Origin of the sequence: Pseudoalteromonas sp. APM04 (genome assembly GCF_022809815.1) — a bacterium.
GTDB lineage: Bacteria > Pseudomonadota > Gammaproteobacteria > Enterobacterales > Alteromonadaceae > Pseudoalteromonas > Pseudoalteromonas marina.
This window is the reverse complement of the sequence record NZ_CP094441.1, coordinates 306,295-328,762: the sequence shown is the minus strand read 5'-3', so window position 1 is coordinate 328,762 and position 22,468 is coordinate 306,295. Positions and strand designations below refer to the sequence as shown.

15 protein-coding genes and 3 rRNA genes are annotated in these 22,468 nt (G+C 41.0%); 7 read left to right on the top strand and 11 right to left on the bottom strand.

All coding sequences use genetic code 11. The features are described 5' to 3' along the window. The first annotated feature begins 235 nt into the window (after nucleotides 1-235). On the top strand, nucleotides 236-1,114 hold the full coding sequence (locus MTP24_RS01575; RefSeq protein WP_243532456.1) for a TraB/GumN family protein: 879 nt from the start codon (nucleotides 236-238) through the stop codon (nucleotides 1,112-1,114). A 391-nt stretch (nucleotides 1,115-1,505) separates the two neighbouring features. On the opposite strand, the gene MTP24_RS01570 is transcribed toward MTP24_RS01575, so the two are convergent. From MTP24_RS01570 to rph, 10 genes are all read right to left on the bottom strand, one after another. Continuing rightward, nucleotides 1,506-3,227 carry a response regulator gene (locus MTP24_RS01570; RefSeq protein WP_138741105.1) on the bottom strand — a complete coding sequence of 574 codons (1,722 nt, stop codon included), beginning with the start codon at nucleotides 3,225-3,227 and terminating at the stop codon, nucleotides 1,506-1,508. Nucleotides 3,228-3,336: 109 nt separating this feature from the next. Beyond that, nucleotides 3,337-5,667: a fatty acid cis/trans isomerase gene (locus MTP24_RS01565; protein ID WP_243532452.1), complete on the bottom strand. Its 2,331-nt coding sequence runs from the start codon at nucleotides 5,665-5,667 to the stop codon at nucleotides 3,337-3,339. Beyond that, nucleotides 5,664-6,026: a hypothetical protein gene (locus MTP24_RS01560; protein WP_008133269.1), complete on the bottom strand. Its 363-nt coding sequence runs from the start codon at nucleotides 6,024-6,026 to the stop codon at nucleotides 5,664-5,666. The genes MTP24_RS01565 and MTP24_RS01560 overlap by 4 nt, the downstream gene beginning before the upstream one ends. Before the next feature lie 135 nt (nucleotides 6,027-6,161). Beyond that, nucleotides 6,162-6,938 (bottom strand): VOC family protein, encoded by a 777-nt coding sequence (locus tag MTP24_RS01555; protein ID WP_138741103.1) that lies wholly within the window; start codon nucleotides 6,936-6,938, stop codon nucleotides 6,162-6,164. A 511-nt stretch (nucleotides 6,939-7,449) separates the two neighbouring features. Further along, nucleotides 7,450-7,564, bottom strand: a 5S ribosomal RNA gene (gene rrf / locus MTP24_RS01550). A 141-nt stretch (nucleotides 7,565-7,705) separates the two neighbouring features. Further along, nucleotides 7,706-10,592 (bottom strand): 23S ribosomal RNA (locus MTP24_RS01545). A gap of 295 nt (nucleotides 10,593-10,887) precedes the next feature. Next, nucleotides 10,888-12,423 (bottom strand): 16S ribosomal RNA (locus MTP24_RS01540). Together the 16S, 23S and 5S rRNA genes form the textbook arrangement of a ribosomal RNA operon. A 548-nt stretch (nucleotides 12,424-12,971) precedes the next feature. After that, nucleotides 12,972-13,358, bottom strand: coding sequence for a diacylglycerol kinase (locus tag MTP24_RS01535; protein WP_243532450.1), 387 nt, complete (start codon nucleotides 13,356-13,358; stop codon nucleotides 12,972-12,974). 55 nt (nucleotides 13,359-13,413) lie between these two features. Beyond that, entirely contained in the window at nucleotides 13,414-14,058 is a 645-nt protein-coding gene (gene pyrE, locus MTP24_RS01530; protein WP_243532448.1) for an orotate phosphoribosyltransferase, read from the bottom strand. Between the two features lie 18 nt (nucleotides 14,059-14,076). Beyond that, nucleotides 14,077-14,790 (bottom strand): ribonuclease PH, encoded by a 714-nt coding sequence (gene rph / locus MTP24_RS01525; RefSeq protein WP_006794745.1) that lies wholly within the window; start codon nucleotides 14,788-14,790, stop codon nucleotides 14,077-14,079. A 179-nt stretch (nucleotides 14,791-14,969) separates the two neighbouring features. On the opposite strand from rph, the gene MTP24_RS01520 reads away from it, so the two are divergent. From MTP24_RS01520 to MTP24_RS01495, 6 genes are all read left to right on the top strand, one after another. Next, complete coding sequence (locus MTP24_RS01520) at nucleotides 14,970-15,830, top strand: YicC/YloC family endoribonuclease (protein WP_008130686.1); 861 nt, start codon at nucleotides 14,970-14,972, stop codon at nucleotides 15,828-15,830. Between the two features lie 116 nt (nucleotides 15,831-15,946). Next, entirely contained in the window at nucleotides 15,947-16,567 is a 621-nt protein-coding gene (gene gmk, locus MTP24_RS01515) for a guanylate kinase (protein ID WP_243532447.1), read from the top strand. A 124-nt stretch (nucleotides 16,568-16,691) separates the two neighbouring features. Continuing rightward, a complete protein-coding gene (gene rpoZ, locus MTP24_RS01510) occupies nucleotides 16,692-16,967 on the top strand; it encodes a DNA-directed RNA polymerase subunit omega (protein ID WP_006794742.1) in 276 nt (91 codons plus the stop codon). A 128-nt stretch (nucleotides 16,968-17,095) separates the two neighbouring features. Beyond that, the gene (gene spoT / locus MTP24_RS01505) at nucleotides 17,096-19,201 is read left to right on the top strand and encodes a bifunctional GTP diphosphokinase/guanosine-3',5'-bis pyrophosphate 3'-pyrophosphohydrolase (protein WP_008130682.1); all 2,106 of its coding nucleotides are present in this window, start codon (nucleotides 17,096-17,098) and stop codon (nucleotides 19,199-19,201) included. A gap of 12 nt (nucleotides 19,202-19,213) precedes the next feature. Next, the gene (locus MTP24_RS01500) at nucleotides 19,214-19,606 is read left to right on the top strand and encodes a RidA family protein (protein WP_006794740.1); all 393 of its coding nucleotides are present in this window, start codon (nucleotides 19,214-19,216) and stop codon (nucleotides 19,604-19,606) included. A gap of 156 nt (nucleotides 19,607-19,762) precedes the next feature. Further along, a complete protein-coding gene (locus MTP24_RS01495) occupies nucleotides 19,763-21,370 on the top strand; it encodes a FapA family protein (RefSeq protein WP_243532445.1) in 1,608 nt (535 codons plus the stop codon). A 37-nt stretch (nucleotides 21,371-21,407) separates the two neighbouring features. Here the strand turns inward: MTP24_RS01495 and asnA are convergent, their stop codons facing one another. Beyond that, the gene (gene asnA, locus MTP24_RS01490; RefSeq protein ID WP_243532443.1) at nucleotides 21,408-22,403 is read right to left on the bottom strand and encodes an aspartate--ammonia ligase; all 996 of its coding nucleotides are present in this window, start codon (nucleotides 22,401-22,403) and stop codon (nucleotides 21,408-21,410) included. Nucleotides 22,404-22,468: the final 65 nt, after the last annotated feature.

The window sequence follows — 22,468 nt, the reverse complement described above, 5'->3', positions numbered from 1 at the left end:
TAAATTAATTTTTTTATACAGATAGTGTTTAGACCTTCCGAATAGTTTTAATAATCATGGTTTGCGACTGTACTAAATCAAAAAACGTAAATAGAACAAATACTCCACTGAGCGCACATATTAGTACCAATAACCTCACAAAAGACGATTGATAAATACTAAATTTAGCACTGCTGTATAGGCAAATTTAGGTTAGTATTTGTGTAACTCAACAACAGGATTTGAAGGACAAACCATGAAAGCGATACCTCGTATTAGTCATTTTTTTATTATGGTGCTATTTACAGTACTTAGTTTTAATAACGTTGCGGCACCAGCTTTATATAAAGTAGAAAAAAATGGCACTAGCTCGTATTTGTTTGGCACCGTACACGTAGGTGACGCCAGCATGAAAGGCTTACCAGCAAACGTTACCAAAGCGATTGATGAGAGCGAACACGTTATTGTAGAAGTGGATATTAGCAAACTGACTCCATTTCAAATGCAACAGCGCTCAATGCCATTAATGATGCTAAAAAATGGTAAAACATTACAAACAGAACTATCAAAACAAAACTACAATAAGCTTAAAAATTACTTTGCAAAAAAATCGATTGATATTGCTATGTTTAGCAACTTCAAACCTTGGGCTGTAATGGTGACTATGATGCAAATTGAGTTTCAAAATGCAGGCTTTTCTGATCAAACAGGCATAGACAAGCAAGTACTTGCTTATGCTAAAGAGCACAACATTAAAATTGGTGAACTAGAAACCCTAGAGCAGCAGTTACAAATGTTTGATGGTATGGCGCTATTAAGTAATGAAATGATTGAAGAAACCTTTGAACAGCTTAGCGATATTAATACATACTTTATTAAGCTAGTAAACGCATGGAAAAATGGCGATATGGATACCCTTACCGAGTACTACAACATGAGTTTTGACGAGAGTAATTATGGTGAAATAAGCGAGCAAGTCATGCTAATAAACCGTAATAACAAATGGGTAGAGCAACTTGTTCCTCGCTTAAATAACGAAAAGCTATTTATTGCAGTAGGCGCGCTGCACTTACCAGAGCAGCATGGTTTAATAAAGCAGTTAAAAGATAAAGGTTTCAGTGTTACTCGACTCTAACCTCATTGTTATACCTAGGGTGATATTAATTGCCCTAAGGGTTGCTAATATTATTAGTTTAAGCTCTATTAAAAAACGTAAATCAATGCGCTAAGTTCAACAAATACTAATTAAGAAACCGATTTTGATTTAAAAAACACTGTTGATAACAAGTTGAATTTTCGTTGTTCAATTTTTCTAAATAGGCGTTTTATAGCGCAGAAAGCGACACGTTTAGCCCCACAAGATGATTAAGTACGATGGCGGATTGGTATCCCACTTACAGAAAAAATACATGTAATTTTCTCAAATAGACCTCTCTTTGAAAAAGACCAATTGAGCGTTTTAGCTTACCTATTGCAAATAATTTTTACTAAATTAACGCTGAAAATAACGCTATATAATCAATTTATTATTTAGGGTTTAAGCTACCTATTAACACTTCAGCTAACGCTTGCGTGCTGATAGGTTTAAAAACATGCCCATTTGCACCTAATTGAGTGGTAATTGCAATATCACTTTCTGATGTATTGGCGGTAACCACAATAATAGGCGTATTAGCGTCAAAAATGCGTATTTTTTTAATAGCCTCAAAGCCATCCATTATTGGCATATTTAAATCCATAAAAATGACTTGGTATTCGTTTTTAGTTGCCATCTCGCATGCGACCTTTCCGTTTTTTGCACATTCATAGCTGTAGTTAAGCTGTGAAAGAATACGGGTTAAAATGTGCATGTTTAACGGGTTATCTTCAACAACTAAACAATGCATATTTTTAGGTAACAGTGCACTAAACGAAGGTGCACTTTCATCAATCACAACGGGCATTTTTAGCGTAACGCACACCCCATTTGGCGATGTATTTTCAAACACAATATTTCCGTCAAAAGCATCAACAATATACTGCACCCTTGCAAGGCCTGTTCTTAACCCTTGAAAGTGATTATTTTGATTAGATGAATCAAAGGTTAACCTGCTGACTGGCTTGGTTAATCCTGAACCTGTATCCGTTATTGTTACTGTTAATTGCTTATTGTTAACACAAGCCTTAACAGTAACAGACCCCTCTTCTGTAAACTTTAATGCGTTGCCAACTAACTCAGCTAACACTTGCTGAAAGCGTTGATGATCTAGTTTTATAGCTTGGTCAAGTGTCGAATCAAGTGCTCTAACTAAGGCAATGCCTTTTTGGTTGTAACCAAATTCATACCCTAAAAGCACTTTATTGAATGACTGAAGTAAGTTTTCATTTGACGGTTTTAATGCCCAACGGCCCAAACTAAGCGTCTGTAAATCTTGAAGTTCGTCAAGCATTGCTATTATTCTTGATGCGCAATAAGAGGCCTGTGTTTTAATCGATTTTTGGCTATTACTGACCTCTAACGAATCAATCGAGGTAACAAAACCTTGTAGGGGCGTTCTAAACTCATGACTTGCTCGAGCTATAAAGTGTTCTTTATTTTTACTCACTTGCTGCGCAAAATCTTTTTGCTGTTGATACTTTGATAACGCCTTAGTGATCTGCTTTTCCATCGGTATGAACACAAAACGTAATACACCAATAAGCAATAACATAGTTAGCAACCAAAAAAATAGCTCGGCTGAAGACACCCACGCCACTTTTTTAACGGACTCTTTTTCAAATAAGCCAACAGCTTGATCTAAATACTTTAGTAACTCTTCCATGCGCTTAACAGAAAACACATCGGGGTTTATTTTTTCCTGTTTATACAGCAGCCCTTCTACCTGTTGGATAAATTTTTGCACGCGCAAATCTAGCTCAACAGGTGGTTGTGTATACAACTTTATAAGCTCAGGGCTGAGGTATTTATATTGACCATTATCGTTTTTTAACAATAAATATTGATGGTTTGCTTTAAATAGGCTGAGCGATGCATCTAAAGACTGCTGATGACTAGTACTAGGAACTTGCGAGGTTAATAACTTATCACCATGCCATGCAATTTTTTGCGACAGCATTCGCTGTTTACCAGCAATGTTAATAATGTTTGCATCATTTTTCTGTACTGAAAAAAAGTACTGCATTAGTGATACAGAAACACTAATTAATAGCGCAATAGCGATTAATGCCCACCGATTACGTAGGCGAATATTTGCAACAACTTCAAACATAGTTAGCCTAACTTTTTGGTTTAAGTGTAGTCCAATTACATCAATATCTATGCTTAATCTATAAATATAAAAAAGCCCAACTCAGAGCTGGGCTATATAAGAGGGCTTACTATCTATTTTCTAAACGGTTGTAATCGAACAAGCCATATTCAACACCACGGTATTTTTTTGCTGTAGCGTGTAAAATATCGCTGTATTGCCAAAACTGTGGATGAGAACGTCTAATTCCAAATTTAGTTTTTAAGGCTGCGTAATCAGCTTCTACTTGCATCATAGGTAACTGTTCAGCAAAAGCCTCAACTTGTTGTTCATTATTCAAATACCAAATGGAAGCTGGGTAGTCACCTATAAAACCAGGGACGATTGTTGCAGTGTCTTCGTCAAAAGCTCGTTGACCGTCTTCATTTAATAAGCTCGAAATATTGTAATGCGCGTTATGATGAATAATCGTGTAAGCCTTATGGCTATCGTCATCTTGCTTTACTAATACAAACGATAACTGCGGTAATAAATTTACTGCTTTTGCCGGCATAGCATTAATGGCACTTAACGATTTAGGTACTTGCTTATAATCGTAGTGCTCACTTAGCACTGGACTTAGCGCCTCTTTCATTAGTGCATACAATTCTTTTTGAGGGGTGTTTGTTTTATAAGTTATTCCGCTTGGCTGACTAAACTCACGGTTATTTTTAAAAAACTCAGCAAGACTTGGTGGGGATTTACGATACCACTGGCCTTTGATTTTATCTCGTTTTTTTTCTGGTAATAATGCTAAGAAGTTTTGTTCTCCTTCTAGGCGTAAAAAATCCATATATAAACGCGTGACTAACTGGTGCCCAATATTGCCGTAAACATCAAAACCAGCAACCAGTAAATAATGTATACGCTCGAATAAGGCATAATCTAAAATCCAAGTTGTTTTTGGCTCTTGGCCAATGAAACCCTTCACCACAGTGGCACTGTCAAAATGACGAAAAATAGTCAGTGCTGCATTTTTATTATGACCATCTCCTTTCCACAATAAATCTGTTGTTAAATGCTCACCGCCTTTAAACATCTCATTCGCTAAATTGACCTTTGCTTTTAAATATTTTTGCTCCAGAGCTGAGTATTTAACCCAATTAGCAATAGGGAACGCATTACTTTCTTCTGCGGCGGGTAATTCAAGTGCGTCTTCATGCTGCATTATCATTTGTCCAACCGCTGGGGTGGCCACTTTTTTTGGATCAGCAAAAGCAACCCAAAAGTGGTCGTTAATCACATTTAACGCTATCTGACCACGACAGACAGGCCCTTTAATAAAGCCCATAATAATCAACTCAGCTTCATCAAGCATAAACTGATATTTAGAATTAATTGGGATCACTTCAAACGTTTTAAACGGATTAGATGCAGACTCTGCCTTGTAGCTAGGCATACTTTTAACCGTATACTCTGGTGCAATGAACTGTTGGTACAAGCGCGTCAACTTTTCATCATTTAGCTTAAGAGGTAAGTGAGTTTTAGATAAAACAGTGCTGCGATCATGCAAAAGTCGGTAGTAAACACGGTTAACTTTAGGGTCGTCATAAGGTCGACGTGTGCTTATTAATTTTATTTTTTCGCCTGGAGGTGTGCTCGAACGGACGAGCTTAAAAAAGTTATCAGGAGATTTTTGATCAAAATATATGTGAGCTAAAAACCAATGCTCGTATATATAGCGAGCCGATAACTGATACTTCAAATCATCTTGGTTTAAAAATGCTTCCCAACGCTTTACCTGCTCAAGTTCATACTCTGTTGGCGGGTCAATATGCGCCATTTTACCGCCTGCTTTGAGCCACGTCTGCAAGTGATTAAATTCATCACGGGATACGCCCGGTAATCCATAAGGCATACCAGCATGAGGTTGCTCACCCGCTAATTGATCAAATTCTCCCATAGTGGCACAGGTTTGAGAGCGGCTCAGCGAAAAATCAAATTCATTATTTAATATTTCATTTGCAGGCAATTCATGGCTTTGTTTCAGTACTAAACTGTTAAACAAGACGCTACCAGCTAAGTTAGCTTCCTCAGTTTGTACTCGCTCATTTAAAACAGGAGTAAAGTTCTTTTCTCGCCATTGCTCTGTGGTTGTAGCATCAAATAACAATCTACTCGGCGTTGTAGCAAGTAAACGAGTTCCGTCGTAAACAAGGTCTTTGCTTACCCCTCTATCTATTCCTTCAGGGAATGATAGCTTTAACTGACAAGGTGCATCGTAACAACCATGACACACAACACACCGAGTATCGAGCACCGGTTTCACATTCTGTAAAAAATTAGCCCCTTCGCCAGTAGTATGAGATACGATACGCTGCTGGGCCTGCTCAGTGCCAAATAGCTCATTGTAATGAGCATTACCTAAGTATGCACAACCACTTAAAATAACTAATGTAACGATGCCTATGAGTTTATTCATTCGCCTTCATCACCTAAATCAAAGGTCGGCATCATATCCATCTGCGGAGATATAAATACATCTTGATTCTCAGTATTTAGTACAACACTCAATACAGGTCCATGATTTAAAGTTATCTGCGCATGGTGTGATTGTTCTAACATGTATTTGTAAGAAGGATCGGCTATTAACAGCTCATAACTTGTTATTGTAATAGCTATGCTGCTGTCCGCTGAGGGATTTTGGCAAATTTGAGCAAGTAACTCATCATCGAGCGCTACTGATATTTCAAAATCAGGCTGCTCTACATCCCTTTCACTTAAGGACTCGTTTAATAAAAATAACGGCAGCGTTAAATTGCTATCTTGTTCAAATTCCATTGTCTACTCAACATGCATAATTTATATAACTGGCATTATAACAAAATAACAAAAAATTAAACGTTAATGCCAATAACCAAAGTAGCTAAGTGCAAGACAACCCTCTCATGCACTTATCAGCATATTGTAAACGCTTTAATCCTTCGTTTGGATCACCGAAAAAACAGCACCTTGAGGATCACAAAGAACACCAAATCGGCCAACGTCTGGTACTGTAGTAGAAGGTACACATACTTGGGCTCCCAGCTTTTTCGCCTTATTAAGGGCAGAATCACAGTCGTCAACTGCAAAGTAAATCATCCAATGAGGTGGGACATCATCAGGCCATTCGCTACTCATTTCCAGCATTCCAGCAATCGGCTTACCGTCTACCATAAATAAAGTATATTCCATGTTGTCCATAGGTTTCACTTCGCTCTTCCAACCTAGTAAAGCACAGTAAAACTCATTACTTACTTTGCTATTTCGCGTCGCTAACTCATGCCAATAAGGCGTTGATAGCTCTGATAAACGTTTACATCCTTTATGATCTTTTCCTTGCCATAATGCAACGGTTGCTCCCCCCGGATCAGTAAACATGAGCATACGACCTGCATCCATAACATTGTGCGGACCCGCAATTATTTTAGCCCCAAGCTCTTTCGCTTTAATTGCACAATGATCTACATCATCTACAGCAATGTAAGTTAACCAACTGCTTGGAACACCCTCCTGAATTTGCTCTTTTTGCATTTCGTACATAGCGGCAATGTCGTCACCCTCTTTCTGGAGCATAGTGTAAAAAATACCATCGCCAATTGGCTGATCATCATAACCCCAATCAAATAGAGAGGTATAAAAAGCTTTACCTTCTTTCCAATTATGTGTGCAAAGCTCTGACCAACAAAAAATACCCTGAGGATAATTATCCATATAAAAGCCTTTGTTATTTTTATATCAAACATACTCTTGAAATATAGCACGCAAGATTATTTTTTAATTAGCTTAGATCAATAACTGCTAAGAGTCGATGAGAGATATAAGGAACTTGCTGAAATCTAAATGATGCTATCTAAGACAGGGGCTGTATTTCTGAATACCGTCTAGGTTATTAGCTCCGTGTATTAAGAGAATTGGGCAAAATGAGGTTACTAGGGCAATACTGTATATCTAATTACGTTATTTATCAGGTAGCCATGAAGAAATAGTTGTTCAAGTATAGGGATAGTGAGTTTACTAAACCACAGACAGCAAAAAACCATCACATTGATTTAACGAGTTTTTCTTATTTGAAGTCGGTGTGCTACCAATAACCAAAACACTCTTTACAAAGAGGCGCTTTGCTCAACAGACGCTACGCTTTAGAGAAGGGAATACTGAAGATTGCTTTCCTGCAGACGTAAAAAAGCCGCTTCATTTCTGAAGCGGCTTTCTACAATTTGAAGCCTGGTAATGTCCTACTTTCACATAGCAAATGCTACACTATCATCGGCGCTGTTTCGTTTCACTACTGAGTTCGGCATGGAGTCAGGTGGGTCCAAAACGCTATTGTCACCAAGCAAATTTGGGCGTTAATCCGTATCTCTACGCACTAACTGAATTTGGAAAATATCTGATAATATTTTTTAAGTCTGTCAGTAATATCTACTTTAGTTATTAACTTCTGTCTTAACTGTCACACAAAACGCGTTTGGCGTTGTATGGTTAAGCCTCACGGGTAATTAGTACAAGTTAGCTTAATGGCTCACACCACTTCCACATCTTGCCTATCAACGTTGTAGTCTTCAACGGCCCTTCAGAGACTTTAAAAGTCTAGTGAGAACTCATCTCGAGGCCTGCTTCGCGCTTAGATGCTTTCAGCGCTTATCAGTTCCGAACGTAGCTACCGGGCAATGCCATTGGCATGACAACCCGAACACCAGCGGTTCGTTCACTCCGGTCCTCTCGTACTAGGAGCAACCCCTCTCAATTCTCAAACGCCCACGGCAGATAGGGACCGAACTGTCTCACGACGTTCTAAACCCAGCTCGCGTACCACTTTAAATGGCGAACAGCCATACCCTTGGGACCGACTTCAGCCCCAGGATGTGATGAGCCGACATCGAGGTGCCAAACACCGCCGTCGATATGAACTCTTGGGCGGTATCAGCCTGTTATCCCCGGAGTACCTTTTATCCGTTGAGCGATGGCCCTTCCATTCAGAACCACCGGATCACTATGACCTACTTTCGTACCTGCTCGACGTGTCTGTCTCGCAGTTAAGCTGGCTTCTACCATTACACTAACCGTACGATGTCCGACCGTACTTAGCCAACCTTCGTGCTCCTCCGTTACTCTTTGGGAGGAGACCGCCCCAGTCAAACTACCCACCAGGCACTGTCCGTAACCCCGATTCAGGGGCCAACGTTAGAACATCAAAACTACAAGGGTGGTATTTCAAGGACGACTCCAACAAGACTAGCGTCTCATCTTCAAAGTCTCCCACCTATCCTACACATGTAGGTTCAATGTTCAGTGCCAAGCTGTAGTAAAGGTTCACGGGGTCTTTCCGTCTAGCCGCGGGTACACAGCATCTTCACTGCGATTTCAATTTCACTGAGTCTCGGGTGGAGACAGCGTGGCCATGGTTACACCATTCGTGCAGGTCGGAACTTACCCGACAAGGAATTTCGCTACCTTAGGACCGTTATAGTTACGGCCGCCGTTTACCGGGGCTTCGATCAAGAGCTTCTCCGAAGATAACCCCATCAATTAACCTTCCGGCACCGGGCAGGTGTCACACCGTATACGTCATCTTGCGATTTTGCACAGTGCTGTGTTTTTAATAAACAGTCCCAGCCACCTGGTCACTGCGGCTCCCGTCCGCTTAGAGAGCAAGTCTCATCACAGATAGGAGCGTACCTTCTCCCGAAGTTACGGTACGATTTTGCCTAGTTCCTTCACCCGAGTTCTCTCAAGCGCCTTAGTATTCTCTACCTGACCACCTGTGTCGGTTTGGGGTACGATTCGGTATAATCTGAAGCTTAGAGGCTTTTCCTGGAAGTATGGCATCAGCAACTTCATCACCGTAGTGACTCGTCTCGTGTCTCAGGTTTAATGTTCGTCCGGATTTACCTAAACAAACGCCCTACTCACTTTCACATGGACAACCATCGCCATGCTTGCTTAGCCTTCTCCGTCCCCCCATCGCAATTATACCAAGTACGGAAATATTAATCCGTTTCCCATCGACTACGCCTTTCGGCCTCGCCTTAGGGGTCGACTTACCCTACCCTGATTAACATGGGATAGGAACCCTTGGTCTTCCGGCGTGCGGGTTTTTCACCCGCATTATCGTTACTCATGTCAGCATTCGCACTTCTGATACGTCCAGCATACCTCCCGGTACACCTTCAACCGCTTACAGAACGCTCCCCTACCACTCATACAAAGTATGAATCCGCAGCTTCGGTGCATAGTTTAGCCCCGTTACATCTTCCGCGCAGACCGACTCGACCAGTGAGCTATTACGCTTTCTTTAAAGGATGGCTGCTTCTAAGCCAACCTCCTGGCTGTCTGGGCCTTTCCACATCGTTTCCCACTTAACTATGACTTTGGGACCTTAGCTGGCGGTCTGGGTTGTTTCCCTCTTCACGACGGACGTTAGCACCCGCCGTGTGTCTCCCGGATATTACTTTACGGTATTCGGAGTTTGCAAAGGGTTGGTAAGTCGGGATGACCCCCTAGCCTTAACAGTGCTCTACCCCCGTAAGTATTCGTCCGAGGCTCTACCTAAATAGATTTCGGGGAGAACCAGCTATCTCCCGGTTTGATTAGCCTTTCACTCCTAGCCACAGGTCATCCCCTAACTTTTCAACGTTAGTGGGTTCGGTCCTCCAGTTGATGTTACTCAACCTTCAACCTGCCCATGGCTAGATCACCGGGTTTCGGGTCTATACCTTGCAACTATTCGCCCAGTTAAGACTCGGTTTCCCTACGGCTACCCTAATCGGTTAACCTCGCTACAAAATATAAGTCGCTGACCCATTATACAAAAGGTACGCAGTCACAGAACAAGTCTGCTCCTACTGCTTGTACGTACACGGTTTCAGGTTCTATTTCACTCCCCTCACAGGGGTTCTTTTCGCCTTTCCCTCACGGTACTGGTTCACTATCGGTCAGTTGGGAGTATTTAGCCTTAGATGATGGTCCACCTATATTCAGTCAAAGTTTCACGTGCTCCGACCTACTCGATTTCACTTAAAATGTCTTTTCATGTACGGGACTATCACCCTGTATCGTGGCACTTTCCAGAGCCTTCCATTAACACATAATAAGCTTAAGGGCTGTTCCGATTTCGCTCGCCGCTACTTTCGGAATCTCGGTTGATTTCTTTTCCTACGGGTACTTAGATGTTTCAGTTCTCCGCGTTCGCCTCGTTAACCTATGTATTCAGTTAACGATACCTGCAAGCAGGTGGGTTTCCCCATTCGGAAATCCTAGTCTCAAGTGCTTTTTACTAGCTTGACTAGGCTTATCGCAAGTTAATACGTCCTTCATCGCCTCCAACTGCCAAGGCATCCACCGTGTACGCTTAGTCACTTAACCATACAACCCAAACGGGTCTTTGTTTTGTGACAGTTTAACTTCGCCAGAAGTTAATATTGAATACTAAAGTAGATACCAATCAATCAACTCAAAGAGTGATTAAATGGCACTGAATGATACTGCTATCATTCTTTTTTACTTTTGAAAACTCTGTACAAATAACAATGTTATTCATACGAATTTTATTATCAGCTTTTCCAAATTTTTAAAGAGCATATTAATTAACTAAGCCAGTGGCTTAACTAATTAACAATCATCTGTGTGGACACTACGAACAAATAAGTTCTAAATCGTATAAGGAGGTGATCCAGCCCCAGGTTCCCCTAGGGCTACCTTGTTACGACTTCACCCCAGTCATGAATCACTCCGTGGTAAACGTCCTCCCGAGGGTTAGACTATCTACTTCTGGAGCAACCCACTCCCATGGTGTGACGGGCGGTGTGTACAAGGCCCGGGAACGTATTCACCGCGTCATTCTGATACGCGATTACTAGCGATTCCGACTTCATGGAGTCGAGTTGCAGACTCCAATCCGGACTACGACGCACTTTAAGTGATTCGCTTACCTTCGCAGGTTCGCAGCACTCTGTATGCGCCATTGTAGCACGTGTGTAGCCCTACACGTAAGGGCCATGATGACTTGACGTCGTCCCCACCTTCCTCCGGTTTATCACCGGCAGTCTCCTTAGAGTTCTCAGCATTACCTGCTAGCAACTAAGGATAGGGGTTGCGCTCGTTGCGGGACTTAACCCAACATCTCACAACACGAGCTGACGACAGCCATGCAGCACCTGTATCAGAGTTCCCGAAGGCACCAATCTATCTCTAGAAAGTTCTCTGTATGTCAAGTGTAGGTAAGGTTCTTCGCGTTGCATCGAATTAAACCACATGCTCCACCGCTTGTGCGGGCCCCCGTCAATTCATTTGAGTTTTAACCTTGCGGCCGTACTCCCCAGGCGGTCTACTTAATGCGTTAGCTTTGAAAAACAGAACCGAGGTTCCGAGCTTCTAGTAGACATCGTTTACGGCGTGGACTACCGGGGTATCTAATCCCGTTTGCTCCCCACGCTTTCGTACATGAGCGTCAGTGTTGACCCAGGTGGCTGCCTTCGCCATCGGTATTCCTTCAGATCTCTACGCATTTCACCGCTACACCTGAAATTCTACCACCCTCTATCACACTCTAGTTTGCCAGTTCGAAATGCAGTTCCCAGGTTGAGCCCGGGGCTTTCACATCTCGCTTAACAAACCGCCTGCGTACGCTTTACGCCCAGTAATTCCGATTAACGCTCGCACCCTCCGTATTACCGCGGCTGCTGGCACGGAGTTAGCCGGTGCTTCTTCTGTCAGTAACGTCACAGATATGAGGTATTAACTCACACCCTTTCCTCCTGACTGAAAGTGCTTTACAACCCGAAGGCCTTCTTCACACACGCGGCATGGCTGCATCAGGCTTTCGCCCATTGTGCAATATTCCCCACTGCTGCCTCCCGTAGGAGTCTGGACCGTGTCTCAGTTCCAGTGTGGCTGATCATCCTCTCAAACCAGCTAGGGATCGTTGCCTTGGTGAGCCATTACCTCACCAACTAGCTAATCCCACTTGGGCCAATCTAAAGGCGAGAGCCGAAGCCCCCTTTGGTCCGTAGACATTATGCGGTATTAGCAGTCGTTTCCAACTGTTGTCCCCCACCTCAAGGCATGTTCCCAAGCATTACTCACCCGTCCGCCGCTCGTCAGCAAAGTAGCAAGCTACTTTCTGTTACCGCTCGACTTGCATGTGTTAGGCCTGCCGCCAGCGTTCAATCTGAGCCATGATCAAACTCTTCAATTAAAAAGTTTTATGTCTTTCGACAGCTCAATGAATTCTGAATTTATTTAATATCTTTCGATATTGAATTGACTGTGCTGAATAACTACCTAAGTAATTATTCTGTTGGTCACTCAGTTTCAATTGAGACTCTAATTTGTTTGCCTCACTTAGCGAACTAAGCTTGGCTGTTAGAACTCAATCTGTACGAGTGCCCACACAGATGATTGCTTTATATTGTTAAAGAACGTTTGAGTTGCCTTAGCGACTCAAGGGAAGCGAATCTTACGCTTTCCTGTGTTTTTGTCAACACTTAATTTTAAATTTTATAAAAATCTAAACTCAAGTTTTACTCGACTCACTAAGTGGTTTGCTTGCCTCGCTAAGCGTTGCCTGCTCTGCCGTCTCAGTGTGGTCGCATTATAGGGAGATCCGAAAACAGATCAACCCTTTTTTGAAGAAAACTTGAAAAAACATGCTTTTCGATGAGTTTCTAAACTAAACACACTAAAAAAACAACATTCCTTTCATTTTATTAACATGTATCGTCAATTTTGCTTTGAAACGGTAGGCTAAGATCCAACGAGCTTCATATACAAACTCACTCCCCACAAGATCACAAGGATCATTAGTGAAAGCGTGACGGCTGCAGAGCCCATATCTTTTGCTCTGCCTGACAAGACATGAAGTTCTGTGCTTACACGATCAGTGAGTGCTTCAATTGCTGAGTTTAATAATTCAACAATTAATACCACTAGCAGTGAGCACATAAGAATTGCCCAATGAAGTAATGAAGATGCCAGCAGAAATGAAAAAGGAAAAAGGATTATGCAGATCAGTAACTCTTGCCTGAATGCAGCTTCTTCTTTAAACGCTGCTTTAAATCCTAGATAGGAGCAGTATGTGGCTTTAAATACACGCTTGAACCCTAATCCATTTGGTTTGAATACATCTTTCATTAAATAAGCTCTTTTAAAGGTCAAAAGAAAGCCCCGCAATGCGAGGCTTTATATTTTAGGCTACGCCGTATTTATCACGATACGCTTTTACTGATACTAAATGTTCACCCATTGTCCCTTGGTTTTCAAGGTAACTAATCAAATCAGCAAGTTTAACAATAGAAATTACCTGTGTATTAAAGTCGCGTTCAACCTCTTGAATAGCAGAGAGCTCAGCTTTACCTTTTTCCTGACGATCTAGTGCTATTAATACACCACTTAAGTCTGCGCCATTATCTGCGATGATTTCCATTGATTCGCGAATTGCGGTACCCGCAGTGATCACATCATCCACCAGCATAATTTTACCATTTAATGGTGAGCCTACTAATGTACCGCCTTCACCATGCGCTTTTTTCTCTTTGCGGTTAAAGCAATAAGGTACATCTTTGTTGTAATGATCTGCTAATGCTACAGCTGTGGTGGTAGCGATTGGAATACCTTTATAAGCTGGTCCAAATAAAACATCATATTGTATAGCCGCATCTTCTAGAGCTGCAGCATAAAAACGGCCTAACCGTGCTAAATCACGTCCAGTGTTAAATAAGCCTGCATTAAAGAAGTATGGACTAGTACGGCCTGATTTAAGGGTAAACTCACCAAACTTCAGTACCTGCTTTTCTAGCGCAAATTCAATAAATTCTTTTTGGTAATCTTTCATTTTTTGCTACCTACTTATTTATGCTAATGCTTGCTTTTGAACGTCAATGATCTCTCTAATAGAGTGTTTTGCTAATGTAAGTAACTCATCAAGCTCATCAAACGAAAACGGCTCGCCCTCTGCCGTGCCTTGAACTTCAATAATTTTACCTGTTTCAGTTAAAATTACATTCATATCAGTTTCTGCCGCTGAGTCTTCAATATATTCTAAATCACTTATAGCTTGGCCCTTATATATGCCAACTGAAATTGCAGCAATCATATGCTTAAGCGGGTTTGAATTAATCATACCCTTAGCACGCATGTGGGTTAGTGCATCGACAAGTGCAACACAAGCACCACTTATTGATGCTGTGCGTGTTCCACCATCGGCCTGAATGACATCACAATCAATAGTAATCGTGTTTTCGCCAAGTGCTTTTAAATCAACTGCAGCGCGAAGTGCACGTGCGATCAAACGTTGAATTTCCATTGTTCGGCCACCTTGCTTACCACGAGACGCTTCACGAGCATTGCGCGTGTGTGTTGACCTTGGAAGCATGCCGTACTCAGCATTTATCCATCCCTTACCTTGGCCTTTCATGAAACGCGGAACGCCCGATTCAACCGTAGCTGTACAAAGTACTTTGGTATTACCAAATTCAACAAGTACAGACCCTTCTGCATGTAAAGTATAATTACGTGTAAATGATACGGGTCTAATTTGATTTGGTGTTCTTTGGCTTGGACGCATTGACGATCCCCTTAATTCATAATTTGCCACATTATAAGTGTATGTGAGTACAGATACCATGCTGATTTAACAAATACCTGGTTGCAAAACATTCAGCTACTTAAATTTTCCCTAGAGGTTGGAGAGTGTTTCGGTATAATAATAATTAATTATGTATTATAAAACTTAGGAAACCATCCATGATCCACAGTATGACAGCTTATGCGCGTCGCGAGATAAAAGGCGATTGGGGCACTGGCACTTGGGAAGTTCGATCAGTTAACCAACGTTACCTTGAAACCTTTATTCGCGCACCAGAGCAATTTCGTGGGATGGAGCCTGTTATTCGTGAACGCTTACGTAAACATCTACAGCGCGGTAAAGTAGAAGTATTTTTAAAGTTTGTTGCAAACCCAGCCCACGTTGGTGAGTTATCAATCAATCAAGCATTGGCTGAGCAACTTATAAATAGTGCTAAATGGGTTCAACAGCAAAGTAATGGTGAGATAAACCCTGTTGATATTTTACGTTGGCCTGGTGTAATGGAAGCCGAAGAACTGGATATGGACAGCGTAAACACAGCGCTGATTGCAGGGCTTGATGAAGTAATAGAAGACTTTAAATCAGCACGGGGTGATGAAGGCGCAAATTTAGAAGAAATGATAGCAACTCGCCTTGATGCAATTATAGAACAAGTAAACACTGTAGAAACCCACATGCCAGAAATTACTAAATGGCAACGTGAGAAGCTCGAACAAAAATTGGAAGATTTAACAACAAATATTGACGAGTCTCGTCTTGAGCAAGAGCTAATTTATTTGGCACAAAAGCAAGACGTAGCTGAAGAGCTAGATCGCTTAAAGTCTCATGTTAAAGAAACTAAAAAAATTCTTAAAAAAGGCGGCGCATGTGGCCGTCGCTTAGATTTCATGATGCAAGAGTTTAACCGAGAAGCAAATACCCTCGCCTCTAAGTCTATTAATAGCGATATTACTAATGCAGCAGTGGAGCTTAAAGTTCTAATTGAACAGATGCGTGAGCAGATCCAAAATATTGAATAGCGTAAAGTACGCCTGTGACTCACTTGAGCACAAATAGCTAAATAAAGTACAATGTAATAATTAAAGGCTTGGGTTATTTATAACTCAAGCCTGTTTATTTTTTGATAGAGAAAAACATGGCTCAAACTCGCGGAAACTTATTTATTTTATCAGCGCCATCAGGTGCAGGTAAGTCTAGCTTAATTAATGCCTTACTTAAGAAACATGCAGATATGAAAGTATCGGTATCGCACACCACTCGCTCACCTCGCCCAGGTGAAGAAAATGGCATTCACTATCACTTTGTAACTACAGATGAGTTTAAAGCATTAATTACCAAAGATGATTTTTTTGAGTGGGCACAAGTTTTTGATAACTATTACGGTACATCAAAACAAGCTATTGAGTCGCAACTTGACGCAGGCATAGATGTATTTTTAGACATAGACTGGCAAGGTGCACAGCAAGTTCGTAAAATTATGCCAAGCGTGCAGACTATTTTTATTTTACCGCCTTCTAAAGCAGAACTTGAACAACGCTTAAATAACCGCGGCCAAGACTCTGCAGATGTTATTGCGTCTCGTATGGCCAAAGCACAATCTGAAACATCTCATTTCAACGAGTACGATTTTGTTATTGTAAACGATGATTTTGATACTGCCCTTGGTGATATCGAAACGATTGTTATGGCGCAGCGTTTAACATTAAGCGCTCAAGAAATTCGTAATAAAAAATTACTAAATGACCTTTTGAAGTAAATTAAGGGCATTTAATTAGGTCATACTCAGTAAAACTGATAAAAATTGACCACTACCTATTGGCGAAAGTCCCTGCGTACAGTAAACTACGCCTTTGCTTTTAAATTATTTTTGGAGTGCTGAGATGGCTCGCGTAACAGTTGAAGATGCAGTAGATGCAGTTGGTAATCGTTTTGACTTAATTTTAGTTGCGGCTCGTCGTGCCCGCCAAATTGCTGTTGGTGGTAAAACTCCACTAGTAGACCCTGAAAACGATAAACCAACCGTTGTTGCTTTACGTGAAATTGAATTAAACCTTGTTGATAGCTCATCAATGGATTTAATTGACCGTGAAGAACAACAACATCAAGAAGCAGCAGAACTTGCTGCTGTTGCTGCTATTGTTGGTGGCAACCAATAATCGACCTCCCGGTCTGATTTAGCCAACGGTGTAGTATTTCTACTATAGCCGTTGGCAATCCTTTCTTTTCATCGTATATTCTTAACTTACCGTTACCTAATTTGCTTCACTAGAACATTGGAGTGTGAATGTATCTTTTTGAAGGTCTAAAAAAGAAAATTTCTGAATACTTACCTGCTGCTGAAGTAGAGCTGGTACAAAAATCTTACGTGGTAGCACGAGAGGCCCATGAAGGTCAAACTCGCTCAAGCGGCGAGCCTTACATTACTCACCCCGTTGAAGTAACTCAAATCCTCGCAGGTATGCACCTTGATCATGAAACGCTCATGGCCGCATTAATGCACGATGTAATTGAAGATACCGACTTTAGCCAACAAGACTTAGCTGAGATTTTTGGCGAAACTGTTGCAGAACTTGTTGAAGGTGTAAGTAAGCTTGATAAGCTGAGCTTTAAAGATAAAAAAGAGTTTCAGGCTGAAAACTACCGAAAAATGATCATGGCAATGACCCAAGACATTCGAGTTATTTTAATCAAACTTGCCGATAGAACACACAATATGCGCACCCTTGGCGCACTTCGCCCTGATAAACGCCGCCGCATAGCGCGTGAAACACTTGAAATATACGCACCCATTGCAAACCGTTTGGGTATTCACGATATAAAAAATGAACTGGAAGACTTAGGTTTTCAAGCATTATACCCTATGCGCCATCGTGCACTTAAGTCGGAAGTGGCTAAAGCCCGTGGTAACCGCAAAGAAGTTATCTCCAATATTCAAACCGAAGTAGAAGCTCGCTTAGAAGAGTCGGGCATTGCTGCTACTGTATCTGGACGCGAAAAACACCTTTATAGCATTTATAAAAAAATGCTAAATAAGGAGTTGCTGTTTAATGAGGTAATGGATATTTATGCGTTTAGAATTGCCGTCGATTCAATGGATACCTGCTACCGTGTATTAGGCGTTGCGCATAATTTATATAAACCTATTGAAACTCGCTTTAAAGATTACATTGCGGTACCTAAAACAAATGGTTACCAGTCGTTGCATACTTCGCTTGTTGGCCCGCATGGTATTCCTGTAGAAATACAAATTCGTACTCATGATATGGATCATATGGCCGACAAAGGCGTTGCAGCACATTGGATGTATAAAAAAGCAGGCGATGGTGCAGGAAATACGTCTCAGCAACGTGCTCGTCAATGGATGCAAAGCTTACTTGAACTTCAACAAAGTGCAGGGTCGTCATTTGAATTTATTGAAAACGTTAAAACAGAATTATTCCCTGAGGAAATTTACGTATTTACCCCTGATGGCCGAATAGTTGAACTACCAATGGGCGCTACTGCGGTCGATTTTGCGTATGCAGTTCATACCGACGTAGGCAATACCTGTGTAGGCGCGCGTGTTAACCGCAAACCTTACCCGTTAAGTAAACCACTAGACACAGGCCAAACAATTGAAGTGATCACCAGTTCAGGCGCTCACCCTAATGCGACTTGGCTTAACTTTATTGTGACAGGTAAAGCGCGCTTAGGTATTCGTAATTACCTTAAGAGTCAGCATCATGAAGAAGCTATGTTGCTTGGTAGACGCTTACTCGACTCTGCACTAGGCGAAAACAAGCTAGATAGTATTCCTGATGAAAATATTGCACGCGTTCTTGAAGAGCATGAACTTTCGACCTTACTTGAGCTGCTTGTAGAAATTGGCGCCGGTAATTTAATGAGCGTACTCATAGCCAAGCGTTTGTTGCAAAATGATTCTGACGACTTGACCGACATAACTAAACAAGCCAAAGCGACCATTATTGGAACAGAAGGCATGTTAGTCAATTACTCTAAATGTTGCCGTCCTGTCCCAGGTGATGCAATTACTGCACACATAAGCCAAGGTAAAGGATTAACAGTTCATCGCCAAGAATGTAAAAATATTCGTGGCTGGGAAAGTGAACGATCTAAATACTTGGTCGTAAAATGGGATGATAACCCTGAAAAAGAATACATAGCAGCCCTTAGGGTAGAGATTATTAATCATCAAGGTGCGTTAGCTAAGTTAACCAACGTAGTTGCCACAACCCACGCTAATATTGTTGAAATAGCGACTGACGAAAAAGAAAGTAATTTATATGTGATAGACCTTGGAGTCACGGTTAAAAACCGTGTCCATGTTGCCAATATTATGCGAAAAATTCGCGTAATGCCCGATGTGCAAAAAGTCTATCGAAAAAAATAACATAGGAAAAACATGAACAAAGCATTTATATCCACCGAAAAAGCACCTGCAGCAATAGGTACTTATAGCCAAGCAGTTAAAGTTGGCACTGCAGTATACTTGTCTGGTCAAATTCCATTAGTACCTGAGACTATGGAAGTTATATCAGAAGACTTTAGTGAGCAAACACATCAAGTATTTAAAAATATCACAGCAGTGTGTGAAGAAGCCGGTGGTAAAATTCAAGACTTAGTTAAAGTAAATATTTATTTAACTGATTTATCTAACTTTGCTGTCGTTAACGAAGTGATGAGCCAGTACTTTAAGCAGCCATACCCTGCACGTGCAGCAGTTGGTGTACGTGCTTTACCAAAAGGTGTACAAGTTGAGATTGACGGAATAATGGAACTGCCTTCAACTAACTAATATTTTCCTGAGCTATAGACCCACTCTATAGCTCACACCTGTCCTCTTTTTATACTATATTGTTATTCTTACTATCTTGACTCCGTCTTCAATTTCTATCACTCTGTAACTATGTCATTAATTTACTAAAACTTTAGTGGTTAAAAAGGATTAGCTGTGTTTAAGCTTACTCATAATGGGAATGTTTTACTCGATGTAAATAAACACCCGCCTCCAAGTGCTACATTTGTTATTGAAGCAATAGAAATGTCTAAATTTTGCGACTGTAAAATTGATTACGACGCAATTAATGCATTCTTCAAAGATAAAAGTGCAGAGCCAGTACTTATCGTCGCGACCAAATACGATGCAAAGTTAGAGGTTGTCATCAGTGATGATAAAATGATGGCTACTGGCGAGCTTACCGTCGCGCAAGGCGGTGATTTACTCAGCCTTGATGATGCAAAAAAACAGCTAGTCAAAGCAGGTATAGTTCGTGGTTATAAGCAAGCATATTTAGAACAACTATTACAAAAGCAATTTACTGCTAAAGCAGGTGAGGTTGTGCAGGGTATTTTGGCTCAAGGCCGCCTGCCCAGTGATGGCTTAGCAACTAAACTCGTTACCAAAGTAAGAACCTTAAAAGACCATCTAAAAACCCCAAAGTTAAAAGAAGATGGCAGCGTTGATATGCGTGACTTTGGTAAAATGGCAAGTGTTGAGCCTGGTGCGGTACTTATACGCCAGCAACCCGCAACTCCAGGAAAAGAAGGCTTTACTGTACTTGGCGATATACTACCAGCGAAACCGGGTGACAATAAACAACTTGTTGCCGGTGAGGGTACCGAGATCTCTAAACTTAACCCTCTAGAGTTAGTATCAACCATATCAGGTGTGCCTATTGAAATTACTAACGGAATGCGCGTAGACGATATTTTTACTATTCCCGATGTCAACGTTAAAAGCGGTCATATTGATTTTGAAGGCAGTGTGATTGTTACTCGAAATATAGAACCTGGAATGAAAGTAACCGCCAAAGGTGATATTACAATATTTGGTACTGTTGAATCTGGTGAGTTAACGGCCGGCGGTAATATTACTGTTAAGCAAGGCGTTATTGGGCATCAAAAATCTGACGACAAATCGCTTTCGTGTAAGCTTATATGTGAAGGCGACATTCATGTATCACACTCACAATATTGCTATTTAGAAGCTGCAAATATTTTTATTGAGCGACAAACTAGCCACTGTATTATGAAGGCACGTCATGCTCTTAAGGTAGGTCAACCAGATTTACCTAAAGGTAAGATATTTGGCGGCGAGATTTTAGACGCGACAACATTAATTGCTGGTGAAATTGGCAACGAATCGGGTGCTAAAATGGTTATTAATTTAGCAAGCTCCGGCGGTGATATTACTGCTGAAACTGACGAGTGCTTTAAAGAGCTTGCTAAAACGGAGCAGCAATTAGACTCCTTACAACCTGCATTAGAAAAAGCAGACTTACTTAAAGATCCAGAAAGAAAAAACGAACTTATCAATAAAATTGGTGCTACTCAGTTACATCTATGTCAACAAGCAGAGCAATATGAAAGGCAACTCTCATCATTAGAGAATAACCTTCATGAATTACTTACAAATACACACTTAATCGTCAATACAGTTTTACATTCAGGTGTGGAAATACATATTTTTGATAAAGTTCTTAAAACAAACCGTAATTACCCACCTTGCACAATAAAACTGATGAATAACAAAGTAGAAGTTGAGTTTAAAACATCGTGAATATAGAGTGCTCAAAGCAGCACTCTTATATCTTTCATTAGAGTAGACCGTCAACGCTTGCATATGTTTGTGTTGACCATACTCCAACTTGAACTTGTCCAATATGTTCCTTTTGCAGCAATAACATAGCCAAACGTGATTGCCCAATACCACCACCAATAGTTTGTGGAAACTGACTTTTTAATAATGCCTTATGCCAATCCAATTGCAGGCGGTTATCATCTCCTGTAATGCTCAACTGAGTTTTTAGTACCTCAGGGCTTACACGAATCCCCATTGAAGATATCTCAAAGGAATCTTCCAGTATTGGATTCCATACTAAAATATCACCATTGAGCCCTATATATTGTTCGCTCGTTGGTGTAGACCAATCGTCATAATCAGGCGCTCTTACATCGTGAATTTGACCATCAGCTAATTGACCACCAATCCCAATTAAAAATACAGCACCATATTTTTTTGCTATTGCTTTTTCGCGATTTTTAGCAGTAAGGTCAGGGTACATTTTACGAAGCTCTTCACTATGCACAAATTGAATATTGCTCGGTAAAAAAGGATCAAGCGAAAAGTGTTCGCTAACAAATTTCTCTGTTTCTTTTATGCCTTTATAAATTGATTCAACTGTAAGTTTGAGAGTAGTTAAAGAACGTTCTGTTGATTCACAAATTACCTTTTCCCAATCCCACTGATCAACGTAAACCGAGTGGATAGGGCTTAGCGACTCTTCATCAGGGCGCAGTGCCTTCATTTGAGTGTAAAGGCCTTCACCTTTACTAAATCCATACTCACCTAACGTTTTACGTTTCCACTTTGCTAGCGAATGCACAACTTCGTATTGGCTATCGGCAATCGCTTTTACATTTACTGCTACAGCATTTTCATGACCGCTTAAATTATCTTGTGTGCCATCGCCTACTTTTGCAAGAATAGGTGCCTGCACTTCGACTAGCCCTAACTGTTTTTCCAATTGCCGTGAAAAAAATTGCTTTACGCTGCTTATTTGCAACTGCTGCTGCACATAGTGTGAACTCATAATAATTGGCCTCATTCCCAGTTATTGTTACTTACTTTATTTTTAATAACGCACCTAACAGATGC